This window comes from Mycobacterium sp. E3251, from assembly GCF_001666835.1.
GTDB lineage: Bacteria > Actinomycetota > Actinomycetes > Mycobacteriales > Mycobacteriaceae > Mycobacterium.
Genome location: NZ_LZJF01000146.1, coordinates 1 through 19438 on the forward strand (window position 1 = coordinate 1; position 19438 = coordinate 19438).

Consider the following 19438-nt stretch of genomic DNA (forward strand, 5'->3'; position numbering starts at 1 on the left):
TGAGCCGATAAAGGCTGGACAAGTGATCAGCAGTGAACACGTCACCGTTGAGATCAACACAGTGTTTGAGCAACTTAGTTCGGTCCTGTCGGCGGTCCCGCCTGAGAAGTTGAACCAGACATTGACGGCGATCGCAACCGGCATCAGTGGCCGAGGTCAGAAGATGGGCGAGATGATCAGCGATCTCGATGCTGCTCTGACCGAAATCGAGCCGGGTCTAGATAAGTTGAGTCACGACATCGATGATGCGCCTACGGTGGTCAACGCATACGCTGACGCCGCACCGGACCTGCTCAGAACCACACGGAACGTCAGCTCACTCAGCCGCACCGTGGTGCAGCGCCAACGCGACGTCGATGCCTTCCTAGTCGCCGTCATCGGCCTCGGCGACATCGGGCACGATGTCGTGGGGACCAATCGGCAGGCGCTGACCGATGTGCTACACCTGCTCAACCCCATCACCGGGCTCACCAACCAATACAACCAGGCACTCAACTGCGCACTGGCCGGTGCCATACCAATGGCCAAACTGCCGCCGTCGAGAGTTCCCGGTGCCGAGGTAATGGCCAGTTTTCAGTGGGGTGCAGACCGCTACCGGTATCCGTCCGATCTGCCGAAAGTTGCCGCCACCGGGGGGCCGCACTGTGTGGGGCTGCCGCAAGTCCCCTTCGAGACCCGCCCACCCTACGTGGTGGCCGACGTGGGTACGAATCCGTGGAAGTACGGCAACGAGGGTATCCACCTCAACACGGCAGCACTCGCTGAACTCTTGCTAGGGCGCCGACTTGACGGTCCACCTCGCAATTCGGCGCAGATCGGGATGCCGGGATGACCAGTTTGCGCGGCACATTGCTGAAATTCGGTGCATTCATAACGGTCATGCTGGCCCTCACCGCAGGCCTATTCGCCGTCTTCGGGGATTATCGAGGCGGCTCCACCGCGTCGTACTCAGCACTATTTCTGGAGGCGTCAGACCTGCGCTCTGGAGATTCGGTCAGGATCGCAGGAATTCGCGTCGGCACCGTCGAAGCTGTTGCGCTGCAGCCGGATCACAAAGTGGTCGTTGACTTCAACGCCGACCGGACGGTCAAGTTGACGATCGGTGCTCGTGCGGCCGTGCGTTACCTTAACCTCGTCGGCGATCGCTATCTCGAGATAATCGACGGCCCCGGCTCGACGCAGTTCATGCCACCTGGGTCACGAATCCAGCTGGACCACACTATGCCGGCGCTCGATCTCGATGTGTTGCTCAACGGACTCAAGCCCGTCGTCCAGGGTCTGAATCCGCAAGACGTCAACCGGCTGACCACTTCTCTCGTTCAGATTATGCAAGGCCAGGGCGGGACCATGGAGTCGCTGCTCTCGCAAACTTCGTCGTTTACCAATGCATTGGCCGACAACGGGCAAATCCTCCAGCAGCTCATTGACAACCTCAATGCGGCCATGAAAACCGTGGCAGCCGACGGCAACAAGTTCGCGGGAACCGTCGATAGACTTCATCGTCTCATCGGCGAGTTATCAGCCCATCGCGATTCCATCGGAGGAGCGATTGATTCCCTGAGCAAAGGCACTACGTCACTGGTGAGTCTGCTGGCGGGTGCTCGACCGCCCCTCGCCGCGACCGTGGGCCAACTCAACCGCCTCGCGCCATCCCTCGATGCGGGCAAGGACCGCATCGACGGTGTGCTGCAAAAGCTCCCGGAGGACTACCGCAAGCTGGCGCGGATGGGATCTTACGGCAGTTTCTTCAACTACTACCTTTGCGGCGTTACGGTGCGGGTGAGCGACCTGCAAGGTCGCACCGCAGTCTTCCCGTGGATCACCCAAGAAACGGGCAGGTGCGCTGAAAACCCATGAACAAGTATCGCGGAAGAAAGCTGATTCGCTCCGGGTTCATCGGTGGAGTTCTCGTCGTGCTCATCATCGCGGTCGGGTTGCAGCCCCAGCAGTTGCTGGCAAGGACGACCACTGTGCGATACCAGGCGGTGTTTACCGAGGCGGCGGGATTGGAGGCAGGCAACGCTGTGAAGGTCTCCGGCGTGAAGGTCGGAGCCGTGGCAGACGTGTCACTGCGTGACGGCGATGCAGTGGTGACGTTCGCCATCAAGAGTTCGATTCCGCTCGGATCGGAGACAACCGCGCACATCCGCACCGCCACAATGCTCGGGCAGCGGATGTTGACGCTGGACCCGATGGGACTTCGCACCATGCGACCGCTCGAGTGCATCCCAGCAAGCCGCACCTCTTCACCGTATTCGCTAACTGACGCAGTCAGCGACCTCACGGCCAATGCGTCCAACACAGACACCCAATCATTGAATCAAGCCCTCGACGTCCTCAGCGCCACCATCGATCAAATTGCCCCCCAACTGGGACCGACCTTTGATGGCCTGTCACGGTTGTCACGGTCGGTCAACAGCCGAAATGAAACGGTCAAAGAGCTTCTTAAACACACCTCGGCGGTGACCGGAATCTTGTCGGAGCGCAGCCAACAAGTGAATTCATTGCTCCTCAACGCCAACGATTTGACCGGCGTTTTGGTGCAACGTCGGGCCGCCATCGTGCGGCTGCTAGCGGACACTTCCGCTTTGGCCCAGCACATCTCGGGACTGATCGCAGAAAACGAAAAGCAGTTGTCACCCATGCTGGAAAAACTCAACTCGGTCACGAAAGTTTTGCAGAAGAACCGCGATAACCTTGCTAAGGCCCTGCCGGGGCTGGCCAAGTTTGAAAGCGGCCTCAGCGAACTCGTGGCCAACGGCCCCTACTACGTAGGTTACATCCCCAACCTTACCCAGGGGTCCATGCTGCAGCCCTTTTTCGACTACTACTTCCGGTTCAGAAGAGGGACCACTCCAGGGATACCTCCGGGTAACCCGGGGCCAAGGGCCGAGGTTCCGTTCCCTTACAACGGGATTCCGCAGGGCCCGCGATGATTACAATGCACCGTGTTCGTCTCGTAACCATCTTCGCGTTGTGCGCAGGAGTGCTGGGCGGAACGGTGGTAATCATCAATGCCACTTGCTTCGCGCCGAAGACGATCATCGCCGACTTCGTGACTACCACGGCGATATACCCCGGTGACCACGTCAGAGTCGCCGGGGTAAAAGTGGGGACCGTCAAATCGATTGAACCCCGAGGCACGCAGACGCAGATGACACTGTTGGTGGATCACTCGGTGCGCATTCCCGCCGATGCCAAAGCGGTGATCGTCGCTCCAAATCTCGTCTCCGCACGATACGTCCAGCTGGCGCCCGCCTACCGGGGGCATGGTCCTGAGATGCCCAGTGGCGCAACAATTCCCGTTGAAAGAACGGCCGTGCCGGTCGAATGGGATGAGGTCAAAACCCAGCTGACGCGGTTAGCGGAGCAACTCGGACCGAGAGGCGGTGTTTCGGACACTTCGACAGCGAGGTTCGTTAACAGCGCGGCTGACGCCATGGCCGGTAATGGAAGCAAGCTGCGCGAGACGCTCAACCAGCTCTCCGGGATTGGGCGCATCCTCGCCGACGGCAGCGGAAACATCGTCGAGGTCATCAAGAATCTCCAGACATTCATAGCGGCGCTTCGCGACAGCACCGACCAGATCGTGCAATTCCAGGGCCGGCTGGCCACACTCAGCAGCGTCCTCGACGGCAGCAGAGCCGACTTGGACGCTGCATTGAAAAACGTTTCCGACGTCGTCGGCGAGGTGCAGCGGTTTGTTCATGGCACGCGAGGGCAAGTGGCTGATCAAATCCAACTGTTGGCAGATGTGACCCAAAATATCGTCGAGCACCAGAAGGACCTCGAGCAGATTCTCCACGTAGCACCCACCGCGGTGGCCAACACACTGAACATGTTCGACCCACGAGATGGAGGGGCGACGGGAATCTTCACCTTCTCCAACTTCAGTAACCCGACACAGTTCTTCTGCGGCATGATCGGAGCGATCGAGAACGCGACCGCTCCTGAAACGGCGAAATTATGCGCTGAGTACCTTGGGCCTGCACTGAATCAGGCCAGCTTCAATTACCTCCCTTTCCCGGTGAACCCCGTGCTGACCTCTGTCCCGCCTCCCGAGGATCTGCTCTACACCGAGCCGGATCTGGCGCCGGGGGGTGCCGGCCCCAAACCGCAATTGCCAAGCAGCCCACCGGCTATATCGGCCTACACCGGCGCCGGAGACACACCGCCCCCGCCGGGATACGGTCCGCCGTTACCTCCCCCGGAGCCGGCACGAAAAGACCTGTCTGACCTATTAGTCCCACCACAATATGCACCCAAGCAAAGTCCGCCGGCGGTTCCGCCCGTTCCGAACCCGCCAGTAGACATCGCGCCCACCGACCTACCCTCAACAGGGCAGGGACCGTGAATCTGACAGCCACCGTACGCGGCGCCACGGCGGGCTGCTGTGTCGCACTTGCCACCGCAGGATGCGGGTTTCAAGGTCTCAACTCACTGCCACTCCCTGGCGCCGTCGGGCGCGGGCATCACGCGCACGTCTACCACGTGGAAGTCGCCAACGTCGGTACTTTGGAACCGAATTCGCCCGTGATGATGAACGACGTCGCGGTCGGCAGCATCGCCAAGATGACGGTCGACAACGGGCATGCCGATGTGGAAATTTCCGTGGAACCGAATGTCGTTGTTCCCGCCAATGTCATAGCCCGCGTTGGGCAAACGAGCCTGTTGGGTTCGATGCATTTGTCCCTGGACCCACCACTAGGACAATCCCCCAGAGGGAGACTCGTATCCGGTGCAACGATTTCGTTGAGCAGGTCCTCTGTCTACCCATCAACAGAACGGACTTTGTCAACGCTGTCAGCATTGGTTAATTCAGGGGGCCTGGGCCAGATCGGTGAAATCATCCACAACTTCAATCTGGGGCTGGACGGTCGAGAATCGCAGGCCCGCGACCTGCTCACCCGCCTCGACAAATTCGTCGGAGTGTTCGACCGCCAACGCTCGGCTGTCGTCGAAGCAATATCGGCTGTTGACCGCCTGTCTGGCACTTTGGCCGACCAGCGCGGCGTGATTACCGAAGCGCTCAACGAGATTCCGCCGGCACTAGATGTCCTCATCGCAGAGCGACCAAGGCTCATCGACGCCCTAGACAAGATGCGGATTTTCAGTGATACCACCTCACGATTGGTCAAGGACAGTCAAGCCGACCTCGTCGCCGATCTCCAAAACCTGGCCCCCACGGTGCGCGCGCTTGCTGACGTCGGTCCAGAGATCGACACGGCGCTCGCATTCCTACCGGTGATGCCGTTCGGGCAAAACCTGATCGACCGCGGCGTTCGCGGCGACTACATGAACCTGTTCGCCGTCATGGATTTAACCCTTCCGCGGCTAAAGCGAACCCTGCTTTCGGGCACACGATGGGGAAACGAACACGCACTCCTCGTCCCCGCACCGGGAGACCCAGGTTACGACGCCTTCTACACCCATAACCCCCTGACGGCACCGCTAGCGCCTGCTCCCGCAACGCCGGAGTCAGCAGCGCCCGAGCCGCCCGATGGGAGCGACTCGCCGCCGCCCGGCGCGCCACCGGACGGGCCACACTGATGTTGACACGATTCGTTCGAATCCAGTTGGCAATCTTCATGATCGCCTCCGTGGCCGCTCTAACCACGATGGTGGTCAAATACCTCCAGGTCCCCACCATGCTCGGGTTGGGTCGCATCACCGTCACCATGCAACTCGCCGACACCGGCGGCCTCTATCGCCTCGCCAACGTCACATACCGTGGGGTGGAGGTCGGCAAAGTCACTGGCCTGAAACTGACGCGAACTGGTGCCACAGCGACACTTTCGTTGGCCACGACGCCAAAAATTCCCGCTGAGCTAACCGCACAGGTACGCAGTGTTTCCGCGATCGGAGAGCAGTACGTCGACCTCCGGCCACGCACAGCGTCGCCCCCTTACCTGCACGACGGCGCGGTGATCGACGTCGCACACACCTCGATTCCACAACCGGTCGGGCCGATGCTCGATCGAGTGAGCGCGCTGCTGGGCAGTGTGCCCAAAGACAAGCTCGCTGCCTTGATCGACGAATCTTCCCAGGGCCTCAACGACGCCGGATTTGACCTGGGGTCGCTACTCGACTCCTCGGCCAAGATATCGCACGAGACTCGGGGTGTCGCCGGACGAATCCGCTCTCTGATCGAGGACAGCGCGCCGCTGCTCGACGGGCAAGTTCAGTCCGCGGAAGCAACCCGGCAATTGGCGCATAGCCTTGCCGGCGTCACAGACCAGCTTGTCGCCGACGACCCACACGTGCGGACAATCCTGCAGACCGGTCCGGGCGCGCTGCAGGAAGTTTCACGCCTCCTCAACAGCGTCAAGCCGACCTTGCCCGTGCTGCTTGCCAACCTCACCAGCCTCGGGCAGGTCGGTGTCACCTACCTGCCTTCGCTTGAGCAGCTTCTTGTGCTCATCCCCCCTTACTTCGCCGACCTTCAGGCCATCGCGCCGAACAACAACGCGACCGGTCTGCCGCTGGGTAACTTTCGGATCGAATCCGGTGATCCGCCCGCCTGCACTGTGGGATTCCTACCGCCGTCCCAGTGGCGGTCGCCGGCAGATACCACCACCGTGGACACACCGGATGGGCTGTATTGCAAATTGCCGCAAGACTCGCCCATCCTCGTGCGAGGCGCACGGAACCTGCCCTGCATGGCCCATCCGGGTAAACGAGCTCCCACCGTGCAAATCTGCGACAGCGACAAGCCCTACATGCCGTTGAGCATGCGTCAACATGCGCTGGGGCCAAACCCCATCGACCCCAACCTCATTTCGCAGGGCGTGCCGCCCGACGACCGAGCTAGCACCGGCGACCACACATTCGGGCCAGTTGAGGGGACTCCGCCGGCGGGCGGCAGCGGTCCAGCGGCAGCACCTGCGCCGCCGGCGCCGCAAGTCCCGGGGCAGGTGGTACCGGGCCCCCCACCAGGTTCCCCGGACGCCCCGGCCGGTCCGGGGCCCGCGGCGCCGAGCTCCGCGCACATCACCGCGCCGGACGGGCCGTCGGTCGCCGTCGTTCCCTATGATCCGCGTACAGGGCGGTACATGTCGCCGAACGGGTTGGTGGTCGAACAGAGCGACTTGGCCGCAGGGGCACACAAGAGTTGGAAAGACCTTGTCTTGCAACCACAGCGCCGCCCGTCGTGAACAACTTATTACCCCGTGGTTTTCGGTTCGTCGCCGTAGAAAGCGTTGTGGCAGTCCTGGTTTCGTCCGTCATCGCGCCTGGCCATGCTTCTAACGACCAACCCGCCCTCAACGGGACCTACATTGCACGGTCAGATGGGCAATGGGCCAAGACGAACCAGAGATTTCACGACGAAGCAACGGTTTCGAGTACGTGGACCATAGTTTCGAGCTGTGCCGATATCTTCGACTGCTCTGGGCAAGTCACCAGCGACGCGGGTTGGAACTCCGGCGCGATTTACCGGAGCGGTATGTGGTTTGTGACCCATACCGTCGATAACTGGGAAAAGTGTGAGGACGGCAGCACCGCTCCTGGCAAGCAGATTTATAAGTTCTACCCTGACCCAAACGGTACGTCGGCTCTCCTGGGGTGGGATACGACCACAGCGCCCAGCGGCGCCTGCGGCCGCAGTCGCCCGTTGGAGATTGAAATGCCGTTCAAGCTCACGCCGAAGGACTAGGGCCGGCATAACAACGTCGGAGCTCACTGTCGCAGCACAGCAACCTGAGTACGCCCATACCCGCTGCCACCGAAGCCTGTCCGCGCCCGCAGCGCAAGCCCATAGCAATGTTTCGGCTCTCCGCCATTTGCTCTAGCCGCTGGCGGCGCAGAATGTAGAATGTCTGCAATCCTGCCAACGGTTGCGGAAGGAAGACGGCATGTCGACGGTGCCCTATGCTCGCTGACAGTCACACCGAAAAGTTGGCGCGCAGGGTCGCCGACCTGTTGACGAACGACGCTCAGTTCGCGGCGGCCTTGCCGCGAGAAGACGTGAGTCGAGCCATCCTGCGGCCGCAAATCGGTTTGGCCGGCCTCATGCGCACCGTGGCCGATGGTTATGCGGACCGGCCGGCCCTGGGCAGGCGAGCCGTCGAGGTGGTGCGCGAGGCGTCCACCGGCGCGCAGCGTCTCGAGATGCTGCCATGGTTTGATTTCGTGACGTACCGCGAACTGTGGCAGCGGGTGTCGGCAGTGGCCAGCGCACTGGCCGACGGCGCAGTGTCCGCGGGCGATCGTGTCGCCACGCTGGGTTTCTGCAGTGTCGACTACACCACTATCGATTTGGCGGCACCGTTGATGAGCGCGGTTTCGGTGCCGCTGCACGCCGGAGCGCCGGTCGGGCAACTGCGACGGATAGTCGAGGAAATCGAGCCGTCCGTGATCGCTTGCAGCGCCGCGTATCTCAACGACGGTGTGGAGCTGGCACTTGGTGCGGCCACACCGGCCATCCTCGTGGTTTTTGACCGCCACCCGCAGCTCGACGAGCACCAGCGAAACCTTGATGAAGCGCGCGCACGCCTCGCCGCGGCGGGCAGTTCCGTCGTCTTGGAAACCATCGAGGAGCTCTTGCAGCGTGGCGCGGCCAGACCCCTACCACCGGAGCCGCCGGCCGACGACGACCGACTCGCGGCCATCGTCTATACCTCGGGAAGCAGCGGAAGCCCAAAGGGCGCCATGCAGCCCGAGGGGCTGGCCAAGGGCGTATGGACCGTTACGGCGGCCGTGCTGACGGAACGCGGATTTGCGATCCCGGCGATCACCTTGAATTACATGCCGATGAGCCATACCGCCGGTCGCGCGATGCTGTATTCGACACTGGGTGCCGGCGGCACCGCGTATTTCACCGCAAAGAGCGACCTCTCGACATTCTTGGACGACCTATCACTTGTACGCCCCACCCAGCTGAACTTTGTGCCGCGCATCTGGGAGATGCTGCACGGTGAGTACCGCAATGAATTACGCGCCCGGGGTGGCGGCGCCGCCACCGCCGGCCCAACCGAAGAAGACATTCTGGCCGATCTTCGAACCCGGGTGCTCGGCGGCCGATATATCTCGGCCTTGACGGGTTCCGCGCCGATCTCCGCACACCTGGCGGACTGGGTCGAAAGGCTGCTCGACTCGCATCTGATGAATGCGCTTGGCGCGACCGAATCCGGCTCGGTGGTCATCGACTGCAAGGTGCAGCGACCCCCAGTGACCGCTTACAAGCTGGCTGATGTGCCCGAGCTGGGGTACTTCAGCACAGATCGGCCGTATCCGCGCGGCGAGCTGTTGATCAAGTCCAACACGCTGTTTCGCGGGTATTACAAAAGGCCCGAACTGACCGCCGAAGTCTTCGACGAGGACGGCTTCTACCGGACCGGGGATGTCGTCGAGGAACTCGGCCCCGACGAACTGCGCTACGTCGATCGCCGGAACAACGTCATCAAGCTTTCCCAAGGCGAGTTCGTCACCATCTCGAAACTGGAAGCCGTGTACGCCGATTGTGATCTGATTCATCAGATCTACGTGTACGGCAACGGGGAGCGGCCATACCTCTTGGCGGTCGTGGTTCCCACCGAGGCTGCGCTGGCTCAACGGGACATCGACGCACTCAAACCCATGCTCATTCGCTCGCTGCAAGAAGCCGCGCGCGACGCCGACCTGCGAAGCTACGAAGTCCCGCGCGACATCATCGTCGAGCCGTACCCGTTCACCCTCGACAACGGTCTGCTGTCCGGCATCCGCAAACCGTCACGCCCGAACCTTCTGCGACACTACGGCGCTCGCCTCGAGCAGCTGTACGACGAACACGCTCAGGCCCAGAACACGCGGCTGGGTGAGCTTCGTGATCGGGCCGCGACCCAGCCGATAGTCGAGACGGTGTGCGCGGCCGCTAGCGCGCTGCTGGGCGTTCCCGGCGCCACCCCGCCGTCCAGCGCGCGCTTCACCGACCTCGGTGGAGATTCCTTGACTGCGTTGACGTTCGCCGACGCCCTCAACGATATCTTCGCCGTCGACGTGCCCGTCGACGTACTCATCAGCCCGGCCAACGACCTGCAATCCGTTGCCAATTTCATCGAGGCGCAACGGGCGACCGACACGCGCCGACCGACGTTCGCCTCCGTGCATGGCGCAGGAGCTACCGTTGCGGATACCCGCGACCTCACCCTCGACAAGTTCCTCGACTCCGCGACGCTTGAGGGTGCGCATGCGCTCGCGGGCCCCAATAGCGATGTGCGCACCGTGTTGCTCACCGGTGCGACCGGTTATCTGGGCCGCTATCTACTTTTGGAATGGCTGCAACGGATGGCCCTCGTCGACGGAACTGTGATCTGTTTGGTTCGCGCCAAGGACGACGCGGCCGCACGCACCCGGCTCGACAACACATTCGACAGTGGAGATGCCAACCTGCTGTCGAGGTATCGGAGGCTGGCCGCCGACCACCTCGAAGTGCTCGCCGGCGACAAGGGCGACGCGGATCTCGGCCTGGCGCAGGCAAGCTGGCAACACCTAGCCGACACTGTTGATCTGATCATCGACCCAGCCGCCCTGGTCAACCACATGCTGCCCTATCGGGAGCTGTTCGGCCCCAACGTGCTCGGCACCGCGGAGCTGATTCGCTTAGCGCTGACCACCCGGCAGAAGCTGATCGCCTACGTTTCGTCGGTCGGTGTTGGGGCGACGATCGATTCCGCGAAGTTCACCGAGGACGCTGATATCCGGACGATCAGCCCAACACGGCTGGTCGACGACACGTACGCCAACGGCTACGCCAACAGCAAGTGGGCCGCTGAGGTCCTGCTGCGCGAGGCCAATGATCACTGTGAGCTACCCGTGCGCGTGTTTCGCTGTGACATGATCATGGCCGAAACGACCTACCGCGGCCAGCTCAACGTGCCGGACATGGTCACGCGGCTGATCCTGAGCATCGCGGCGACCGGCCTGGCGCCGAAATCCTTCTATCTACCGGATCACGACGGTCGACGAGCCAGGGCGCACTTTGACGCCCTGCCGGTGGATTTCGTCGCGGAATCCATCTCGACACTGACAGCGATCGCGGCAGGGGAAGCCAAAGGCTTCCAGACCTTTCACATCGTCAATCCGCATGACGACGCGATAGGCCTCGACGAGTACGTCGACTGGATGATCGAAACCGGCTGTCCCATCGAGCGGATCGGTGACCACGACCAATGGTTTGGCCGGTTCGACAGCGCACTGCGTAACCTGCCGGAAAAGCAGAGGCAAGCCTCGCTGCTGCCGCTGATGGCGACCTATCGACATCCGCTGCCGCCGACACGGGGTGCGTTCGCTCCCGCGGACCGCTTCCGCGCCGCGGTGATCGACGTAGCCATCGGCCCGGCTGGCGATATCCCGCACGTTGGCAAGCCCATCATCGAGAAGTACCTGACCGACCTGGAGGCGCTCGGACTGCTGGATCCATGCCCTGGCGCGCCGGGGGAGGAGTGAAATGACGCAGCCCCGCCATCTGGTCGGCGATTCTTCGGGTCGGCAGCCGGTCCGAAGCTGGTGCTGGGTCGAGTACGAGGCCGGCCTGACTCCCGAGATCTTCGATCTGATCGATGAAACCATTCCGCATAGCTCGGGGCCTCTGACCACCAAACAGCAAAGGAGAACGCAATGTTCGAGAACATCGAGTTCGAGGTTATCCGCCAGACCCCGTCGCTAGAGCACTACCGGCGCGAGTGGGTGCCGGCCGACGGTACGGGGCTCGGTGGTATCTGGGTGGGCGCGATGGTGCGCGACGAGTCGGACCAGGACTACTGGGGTGTGCGGGGAACCGACGACTTCATCGTCGGCATGACCCACGTGGTGTCGCCGGTCTGCGGTTTCCGCAAGCTGCACAAGGGCATGGACACCGACGCTGAACACCTGTTCTCCGAATACTCGACGCTGGACTGGTACGAGCCGCTGCAATACCTCGACGACGGCACCCGGGTCCAGCTGACCTACTGGAGCGGCCGAATAGAGCGAGATGCCAACGGGTTTCATTGGCATGACGCCAGCGGCAGGTGGGAAATCCACGGCAAGACCGTCAGTGACATCGTCATCACCCACGTCCCTGAACAGGGCGGCATCGACCACGACGTTTACTACCGCCACGAACTGATGCACGCCACCGGCACCGTCGACGGGCTAGAGGTGTCGGGGTATGCCCACCAAGACTTCGCCTACGGGCCGCCGGGTATGGCCTATACCGAATTGGCGATCGCCCGACATCTTCAGGGCATGTGGGTGTCGTGGCTACACGAGTTCACCGACGGCGAGGTCGGCGGCGGCAGCTTCTGGCAAGGCCGTGACGGGATGGCGTTCGGACCGGGGTACCAGGTCAAAAACGGTGTCACGACCGTGCACAAGGACATCGTGGCCAAACCGGGGTTCAATGACGCCGGCCGCATGGTAAGTCTGGACGCCACCATCGGATCCGACTCTTACTCTTTCGCATTCGACTCCAGCGGCAGCCCACTGCACGTGTTCGGGCCGCTCACCAGCACCTCTTCCGGCAAGGAACCGGCCCGAAGCTGGTGCTGGGTCGAATATGCCGGCGGCATGATCACGCCCGAGATCCTGGACATGGCGATGGTGCCTTTCCAACTGGCCCGGGGGCGCTGAGCCATGACGCTGCCGACCGACGCCGACGTGGCCGCATACATCGACGACCTGAAGAACTGGGGCAGGTGGGGCCCGGACGACCAGCTCGGCACCCTGAACCTGATCAAGCCTGAGCACCGAACTGCGGCTGCGCGTCTGGTCACCGAGGGGCGCACCGTGTCCTGCGCGCGTGACCTCATCACCGCCTATGGACACCCCGATAACTGCGCCCAGATGTACTACGTCGCGAGCGGCGAGGGAGTCGACCGCGCCCCCGGCGTTCCCCCCACCACACTCGGTCGCGGTGACCTCGGCTCCGCCGTCGAGTTCTTCGGGCTGGTGTACCACGGCACCAACGTCACCCATATCGATTCGGTGGCGCACCTGTTTTGGAAGGGCCAGATCTACAACGACCGCCCATCGGGGCTGGTGACCTCCGAGCACGGTGCGCTGTTCGGGGCGGTGACCGCGATGAAGGGGGGCATCGTGGGCCGCGGCGTGCTTCTCGATGTGCCTCGTGCCGAAGGAGTCACGGCCCTAGCAGGCGGTCGAGCCGTCACCCCCGACGATCTTGAGGCGACGGCGGCGGCCCAAGGCGTCACCGTGGGCCCCGGCGACATCCTGTTGCTTCGAACCGGCCGCTGGGCCGCCGCCAGCCCCGAGACCGCTGAGTCTTACAGCGATCCGCACGATGACGCGCGATGGGGACAACGGGCCGGCTGGCACCCGGCATGCATGCCGTGGTTGCGCGACCGCGAGATCGCCGTAATCGGTTGCGACGGACCACAGGAGCCGCTTCCCCCACCCTATCCGCGGGTGGCCGGTGCGATGATTCACGTCTACGCGCTCTATGCGATGGGAATGCCGCTCATCGACAACTGCGACCTCGAAGAGTTGGCTGCGGTCTGCGCCGAACTCCGTCGCTGGGAGTTCCAGTTCCTGGTCACGCCGCTGCGGGTGGTAGGTGGGTCGGGATCGCCGGTCAACCCCGTGGCGGTGTTCTGATGACACTGCCGGAGGAAGTCATCGCGTGGGCCGAGCGCCAGTGTGGGGGACGTGTTGTCGACGTCGAACAGCAGATCCGATGGCGGCCACACCATTTCCTGACCGTTGAGCGGCCGGAGGGCCCGATCGGTGTCCTTGCCAGGTCAAAGCGCGACGATGTTGCGGGCGCCGGCTTTTTGAAGCACTTTGACATCGCCCACGAGGCCAGGGTTCTCGAGGCGCTGCAGGGCTGCGGCCTGAAGGTGCCCGAATTCTTCGGCTTCAATGAGGAACACGGGGTCATTCTCATGGAGCGTGTCGACGGCAGCAACGAGATATCCACTGCCATCGACGACACCACCCGCGCCCAGGTGATGACCGAATACATCGAGGAACTCGCCAAGCTGCACCGGGTAGACGTCGACTCGGTGCACCTGTCGGGGCTCACTATCCCAGATACGCCCGAAGAGGCGGCCTTCGGAGGAAAGTTCAAGTACATCGAAGAGGACTTCAACCGCTGGCGCCCCAAGCTGCGACCGGAGCCGTTTCTCGAACTCGGCATTTGGTGGCTGCACGCCAACGTTCCCGCCGGCGATCGTCGCGTCAGCTTCGTGCAGGCGGATACGGGCCCGGGCCAGTTCATGTTCGCCGACGGACACGTCACCGCCCTGATCGACTGGGAACTCGCCCACATCGGGGACCCGATGCTCGACCTGGGGGTAATCCGGATGCGCAACATGCTCTACCCCACGGGTCCGCTGGCCGAGCCGTTCGCCCACTACGAGCGGGTCAGCGGCCGTCCGATCGATCGCCAGGCGGTGTGCTTCTACACGGTGATGTCGATGCTCCTCACTCCTATGGGGGTGTGCCCGGTGATGCAATACCCGACGGCCCGCCTGCAGCACACACTGCCCTCTTTCGGTTGGGACGCCACCTTGCGGCGGGGGCTCGGCGATGCAATCGCCGAGGCCATCGGTATCGAGATCGAGCCACCCGAACTGCCGGAAACTCCCGTTTCTCAACACTCTTCGCTGGAATCATTCCTGGTCGAGCAGCTGGAGCTGAATTGCGAACCTGCCGCCTCCGACAACGCCGGGCGATTCCACATCACGTCGGCCACGGCCATCGCAAGGGCCATCCGACTCAAGTCGGACGTCGGGGCCGACCTGCTCACGGCGGACCTTAACGACATGGCTGCGGTGCTGGGATGGCGTCCCGACACACGTGACGCCGGCATGGAGGCACTGAGCGCCATCGTCGCGGCAGCTCCGGCCGAGCACCTCGAGCGGCTGGTGTGGTTGTTTGCCCGCGTCGAACGCCGACGCGAGTACCTAATCAAGCCGATGATGATCGACTCCGCCTCAGGGGAATTCGAGCCCCTGGCGGCCAGGGAGGTAGCCCGATGACCATCAACGGCTCTGCCGACAGTCAGGCCGGCACGTTCGAGCTGCCTGACACCCTGCAGATCGGCGCGGCTGTCGATCCGCATCCCTATGTCGCCGAAGCCCGGCGGCGCAACGCTGTTCAGCGAAAATGGCCGCTCCCCATGGCCCCGTCAATGAGCCCCGGGGGCGAGGGCGACGGCGGCATGGGCAAGACGTACAACGTTCTTGGCTATGCCGAGGTGGCCGCGGCGTTCCGCGACGACGTGACGTACTCGTCGTCCCTGATCGCCCAGAGCGTCGGGCCGCTGTTGGCCAACACCATAGTGGCGATGGATGAGCCGGAACACCACATACACCGCTCGATAGTCTTCAAGGCATTCCGGCCAAAGCTCCTGCTGCGGTGGGAAAACGAGCTTGTGCGCCCGCTGGCCCAGGAGCTGGTCGATTCTTTCGCCGGCGACGGCCGGGCCGATCTCGTCCGGCGTTTCACTTTCGCATTGCCGGTGCGCGTGATTGCGCGGATTCTCGGCCTGCCGCAGAGCGATGCAGAGCGCTTCCAGAAGTGGTCAATCGAAGTGATCGGCATCGGTACGAACTGGGACCGCGGCATGGCGGCCTTCAACGCGCTGCGCGACTACTTCGCCGAGTTGGTTGAGCAGCGGCGCCGCGACCCCCAGGACGACCTGATCACCGAACTCGTCCAGGCCGAGGCTGACGGCCAACGGCTCAGCGACGAGGAGATCTTCGCGTTCCTGCGCCTGCTGTTGCCCGCCGGCATCGAGACGACCTACCGCTCATTGGGAAACCTGCTGTACGCGTTGCTGACTCACCCGGACCAATTGGAGACGGTGCGGCTGAATCCAGGGCTGATTCCGCAGGCGGTCGAAGAAAGCCTGCGCTGGGAGCCGCCGATCTTCAACACCGGCCGGATCAGCACTCGCGACAGCCGACTCGGCGGGATCGACATCCCCGCCGGGTCAGTGGTGACGTTGTTCATCGGCGCGGCCAACCGCGACGAAAAGGTGTTCGCGGATCCGGACAGGTTCGACATTCAACGAAAGCCCAACCCACATCTGGCGTTCGCGATCGGCGCCCATTCGTGCCTGGGCATGCATCTGGCCCGGATGGAGAATCGGATCGCCCTCGAGGTGATCGTGCAGCGACTGCCACACCTGCGGCTGGATCCCGGAGCCGCCCCGCCGAAGATCGTCGGCTTGCCGCTGCGTTCACCGGATGCCCTTCCTGTCGTGTTCGCGCCTGCGGCGAGCTGAGCGTGGTTGCACAACCAGGAGACTTCGGCGGTGCATGCTTGATCGGCGAATGCACATTCACAGCCGATCTGCTTCTCCCGTCGTCTACGTACTTCGGTCTGCGCAAGACCGGTTCCTACCTTTATGGCTCGCTGCGGGACGAGCAGGGCAATCTCCTCAGGATGCTGCGCGCGGTCGAAGCCGAAAAATCGACTATGCGTTGGGTTTTCGTTGCCCAGCCAGGCGGTCAACTCCAGCGTGACGTGCGAAGCGAGCAGATGTGGAGTGGCCCCACCTCGGTCCTCGGCGGCGGTGACACCGTCGTGTTCGTCAGCAAAGAGGAGGTTGGCGACGGCGAGTGCTTCCGCTTTGAGCATTCCCCGAACGATTGCGTCTGGAACGACGCAAATGTCGTCTCGGTCGGCGGCGACGCGGTAGGGCCGGCCGTACAGTGGTTCAACACGTGGGACGGCGGGGCATGCTTGTCGGCGACATCCAAGTATCGCGTCCGTGGCACGTGTTTGGACCGTGCCGTCGAAGGATTCGTCGGACACGAGATTCATTACTTCTCGCCAGGCTCCGACTGGATCAACGCACCTTATGGTCGCGGCCGGGAGATCTGCTGGCAGCAAATCGCCAACGAATACGATGACGGATCGATGATCCAGGCCACGTTCGCCTACGGCGCAGACGGATGGGGGTTTGCGATGCTCCACGACGAACAGGGCGTGTTCGTCGCAACCACCGATGTCTCGGCGGAGGCAACGGTGCGGGCCAACGGCTTTCCGGAGACGATTCGTTACGAGTTCGCTGACCAGTCGTGGACGTGGCGCATCGACCCGCAGGGGGAGCGGCCGTCAATCGCCGGCATTGCGATGCTCGGCGCCGACGGCACCTGCACCCGCGACGGTGACACCCGGTCAGTGCGCTACAGCATGGGGAATTCCGACTGGTGGATCGACGGCCGCGCCGAGGCCATCATTTGCCGCGCTCCTTGAACGCCTTCATCAGCAGCTTGAGGCATTTGCGTTGCATCGCCGCATGAGCTGCGTTCGCGCGCTCGCTGTCGCCGGCGCGTATCGCCGAGATCACCGCCAGGGTGCCCCGCCGGCTGACCTCGATGGTGTCGGGCGCCACGCCGAATATCGTGTCAATCGATGTGGCGCGGGTGCGCCGAACCATGCGAGCGACAGCCGGGGCGCTAGCCGTGTCGAACAATGAGTCGAGATAGTCCTCGCATAGGCCAGAAACGGTGGCCGGGTCATGCGCAGCGTTGAGCGCGGCAGCGATCTCGGCGAGCCGGGCGTCACATTCGGGAGTCATGCGGGCCACCGCGCGACGAACGACCAAGCCGAAGACCAGGTCCCACACCTCGGCGTTGTCACCGACCGATGTCTCGATCGGAAGGACGAACCCACCCCGATGCATCTCCATCTTCACCCAGCCTTCCTGCTCGAGGATGACAAGGGCTTCGCGGACAGGCACCCGGCTGGTTCCTAGTTGCCCAGCGATCTCTTCTTGGGTGAGCCGTTGGCCTGCGGCCAGTTCGCCAGTGATGATCTGGCGCCGGAGATGGTCGGCGATGAGCTCGCCGCTGCTGCGGCGCGACAGGCGCGAGCTGATGCTCACCGGATGGCTCATCGGTCGACCTTACCTTCGCCGTCGTCGATTTCAAACGAGGGTGGGACAGGCAAATGCGGACCACATTGTCGATTCATGCTCTCGGGCGACCGATATTGTAGACATTCTGCAAAATGCTCGATTACGCTGGATCCGCGACCGGTCGAAGGAGGCAAGCGCGGTGCACGCATATGACCGGCTTTATATCGGCGGCGCATGGGTTTCCGGCGCGTCCAGCGACGTCATCGACGTCGTCTCGCCGCACACCGAGCAGGTCATGGGTAACGCGCCCTTCGCGACTGCCGAAGATGTCGACAGTGCGGTGATGGCCGCGCGAGCGGCGTTCGACGAGGGGCCGTGGCCGCGTCTGGCTCCGCACGAGCGCGCCGAGTACCTTTCAGCGCTTGCCCGAGCCTACGAGCCGCACGTCGATGAAATGGCGGCGCTTGTCACCGAGGAAATGGGATCGCCGATCTCTTACAGCCAGTTCGGGCAGGCGTTGCCGGGGGTGATGATCATCAACGCCGGCATCAAGATTGCCCGCGACTATCCCTGGGAGGAGGACCGACGCGGCGAACTGGCCGATACGGTCGTGCGGAGAACACCCGTGGGCGTGGTCGCTGCGATCGTGCCGTGGAACATGCCGCAGCTGGGCGCTTTGACAAAGTTGGTGCCCGCATTGCTCGCGGGCTGCCCCGTGGTGCTCAAACCCGCGGCCGAGACGCCGATCGACGCGTTGCGACTCGCCGAGATCCTGGATGAAGTCGGGCTGCCGCCCGGTGTGGTCAATGTGGTCACCGGCGCCCGCGACACGGGCGAGTTCTTGATCCGCCATCCCGGTGTAGACAAGGTGTCGTTCACCGGGTCGACCGACACGGGCCGCCGGATCGCGTCAGCGTGCGGTGAACAGCTCAAAAGGGTCAGCTTGGAGCTTGGGGGAAAGTCGGCGGCGATCGTGCTCGATGACGCCGACCTACACGTCATGGCCGATGGATTGCGGTTCGCGTCTTTCGCCAACAATGGTCAGGCATGCGTGGCGCAGACACGAATTCTAGCCTCGCGGAACAACTATGAGGCGGTTATCGATGCGGTCGCGGCCCTCGCCGCATCGCTGACGGTCGGCGATCCCACTGACCCGAAAACGGAAGTCGGCCCGCTGGTCACGCGACGGCAGCAGCAGCGCGTCGAGGACTACATCGCCATGGGCCAGCAGGAGGGCGCCCGGGCCGTCGTGGGGGGCAAGGGGATGCCGAAGGACTTGGACGTGGGGTGGTACGTGCAGCCGACGGTGTTCGGCGAGGTCGACCGGGGTATGCGCATTGCGCAAGAGGAGATCTTCGGCCCGGTACTGGCCGTGATTGCCTACGACGACGTTGACGACGCGATAAGCATCGCAAACAATTCGCGTTACGGACTCGCCGGCACCATCTGGACGAACGACACCGAGCGTGGCATGGACATCGCCCGGCGTATCCGCACCGGATCGGTTGGTATCAACCAATACATGCCCGACTTCGCCGCGCCGCTGGGTGGTTTCAAGGACAGCGGCATTGGCCGGGAGGGCGGAACCGAAGGTATCGACCAGTACGTCGAGCTGCAGTCACTGTTGCCCGGCGCACGGATCTAGAAAGT

At 63.1% G+C, this 19438-nt stretch carries 14 protein-coding genes; 13 read left to right on the forward strand and 1 reads right to left on the reverse strand.

Annotated features, from left to right (window positions below; translation table 11 throughout):
* The 12 genes from A5697_RS17885 to A5697_RS17945 all read left to right on the forward strand — a co-directional run.
* Window positions 1-832, forward strand: an 832-nt coding sequence (locus A5697_RS17885; RefSeq protein WP_156673348.1) for an MCE family protein, incomplete at its 5' end; no start/stop codon positions are given.
* Window positions 829-1857: an MCE family protein gene (locus tag A5697_RS17890; protein WP_068011554.1), complete on the forward strand. Its 1029-nt coding sequence runs from the start codon at window positions 829-831 to the stop codon at window positions 1855-1857. The genes A5697_RS17885 and A5697_RS17890, both read left to right, overlap by 4 nt.
* Window positions 1854-2936, forward strand: coding sequence for an MCE family protein (locus tag A5697_RS17895; RefSeq protein WP_068011555.1), 1083 nt, complete (start codon window positions 1854-1856; stop codon window positions 2934-2936). Before A5697_RS17890 ends, A5697_RS17895 begins: the two co-directional genes overlap by 4 nt.
* Before the next feature lie 5 nt (window positions 2937-2941).
* Complete coding sequence (locus A5697_RS17900; RefSeq protein WP_082953465.1) at window positions 2942-4354, forward strand: MCE family protein; 1413 nt, start codon at window positions 2942-2944, stop codon at window positions 4352-4354.
* A gap of 2 nt (window positions 4355-4356) precedes the next feature.
* Window positions 4357-5550 (forward strand): MCE family protein, encoded by a 1194-nt coding sequence (locus A5697_RS17905; RefSeq protein WP_068011572.1) that lies wholly within the window; start codon window positions 4357-4359, stop codon window positions 5548-5550.
* Window positions 5550-7154, forward strand: a complete 1605-nt coding sequence (locus A5697_RS17910) for an MCE family protein (protein WP_068011557.1) — start codon at window positions 5550-5552, stop codon at window positions 7152-7154. Before A5697_RS17905 ends, A5697_RS17910 begins: the two co-directional genes overlap by 1 nt.
* A 715-nt stretch (window positions 7155-7869) precedes the next feature.
* Window positions 7870-11424 carry a carboxylic acid reductase gene (gene car / locus A5697_RS17920; RefSeq protein WP_068011559.1) on the forward strand — a complete coding sequence of 1185 codons (3555 nt, stop codon included), beginning with the start codon at window positions 7870-7872 and terminating at the stop codon, window positions 11422-11424.
* A 171-nt stretch (window positions 11425-11595) separates the two neighbouring features.
* A complete protein-coding gene (locus tag A5697_RS17925) occupies window positions 11596-12588 on the forward strand; it encodes a hypothetical protein (RefSeq protein WP_068011560.1) in 993 nt (330 codons plus the stop codon).
* 3 nt (window positions 12589-12591) lie between these two features.
* On the forward strand, window positions 12592-13572 hold the full coding sequence (locus A5697_RS17930) for a cyclase family protein (RefSeq protein WP_082953464.1): 981 nt from the start codon (window positions 12592-12594) through the stop codon (window positions 13570-13572).
* Window positions 13572-14957, forward strand: a complete 1386-nt coding sequence (locus tag A5697_RS17935; protein ID WP_068011561.1) for a phosphotransferase family protein — start codon at window positions 13572-13574, stop codon at window positions 14955-14957. Before A5697_RS17930 ends, A5697_RS17935 begins: the two co-directional genes overlap by 1 nt.
* Window positions 14954-16207 (forward strand): cytochrome P450, encoded by a 1254-nt coding sequence (locus A5697_RS17940; protein ID WP_068011562.1) that lies wholly within the window; start codon window positions 14954-14956, stop codon window positions 16205-16207. Before A5697_RS17935 ends, A5697_RS17940 begins: the two co-directional genes overlap by 4 nt.
* Before the next feature lie 2 nt (window positions 16208-16209).
* Window positions 16210-17184 (forward strand): hypothetical protein, encoded by a 975-nt coding sequence (locus A5697_RS17945; protein WP_197501058.1) that lies wholly within the window; start codon window positions 16210-16212, stop codon window positions 17182-17184.
* Here A5697_RS17945 and A5697_RS17950 read toward each other — a convergent pair.
* Window positions 17165-17827: a GntR family transcriptional regulator gene (locus A5697_RS17950; RefSeq protein WP_068011564.1), complete on the reverse strand. Its 663-nt coding sequence runs from the start codon at window positions 17825-17827 to the stop codon at window positions 17165-17167. The two genes, A5697_RS17945 and A5697_RS17950, sit on opposite strands and share 20 nt — an antisense overlap.
* Between A5697_RS17950 and A5697_RS17955 the strand changes: the two genes are divergently transcribed.
* Complete coding sequence (locus A5697_RS17955; protein WP_231972099.1) at window positions 17769-19433, forward strand: aldehyde dehydrogenase; 1665 nt, start codon at window positions 17769-17771, stop codon at window positions 19431-19433. The two genes, A5697_RS17950 and A5697_RS17955, sit on opposite strands and share 59 nt — an antisense overlap.
* Window positions 19434-19438 lie beyond the last annotated feature (5 nt).

What these genes read in the sequence shown, in the direction of transcription:
- A5697_RS17890 (WP_068011554.1), top strand. Translation starts at nt 829, where the DNA reads ATGACCAGTTTGCGCGGCACATTGCTGAAATTCGGTGCATTCATAACG.
- car (WP_068011559.1), top strand. Translation starts at nt 7,870, where the DNA reads ATGCTCGCTGACAGTCACACCGAAAAGTTGGCGCGCAGGGTCGCCGAC.
- A5697_RS17950 (WP_068011564.1), bottom strand. Translation starts at nt 17,827, where the DNA reads ATGAGCCATCCGGTGAGCATCAGCTCGCGCCTGTCGCGCCGCAGCAGC.
- A5697_RS17900 (WP_082953465.1), top strand. Translation starts at nt 2,942, where the DNA reads ATGCACCGTGTTCGTCTCGTAACCATCTTCGCGTTGTGCGCAGGAGTG.
- A5697_RS17895 (WP_068011555.1), top strand. Translation starts at nt 1,854, where the DNA reads ATGAACAAGTATCGCGGAAGAAAGCTGATTCGCTCCGGGTTCATCGGT.
- A5697_RS17940 (WP_068011562.1), top strand. Translation starts at nt 14,954, where the DNA reads ATGACCATCAACGGCTCTGCCGACAGTCAGGCCGGCACGTTCGAGCTG.
- A5697_RS17955 (WP_231972099.1), top strand. Translation starts at nt 17,769, where the DNA reads ATGAGCTCGCCGCTGCTGCGGCGCGACAGGCGCGAGCTGATGCTCACC.
- A5697_RS17925 (WP_068011560.1), top strand. Translation starts at nt 11,596, where the DNA reads ATGTTCGAGAACATCGAGTTCGAGGTTATCCGCCAGACCCCGTCGCTA.
- A5697_RS17910 (WP_068011557.1), top strand. Translation starts at nt 5,550, where the DNA reads ATGTTGACACGATTCGTTCGAATCCAGTTGGCAATCTTCATGATCGCC.
- A5697_RS17935 (WP_068011561.1), top strand. Translation starts at nt 13,572, where the DNA reads ATGACACTGCCGGAGGAAGTCATCGCGTGGGCCGAGCGCCAGTGTGGG.
- A5697_RS17930 (WP_082953464.1), top strand. Translation starts at nt 12,592, where the DNA reads ATGACGCTGCCGACCGACGCCGACGTGGCCGCATACATCGACGACCTG.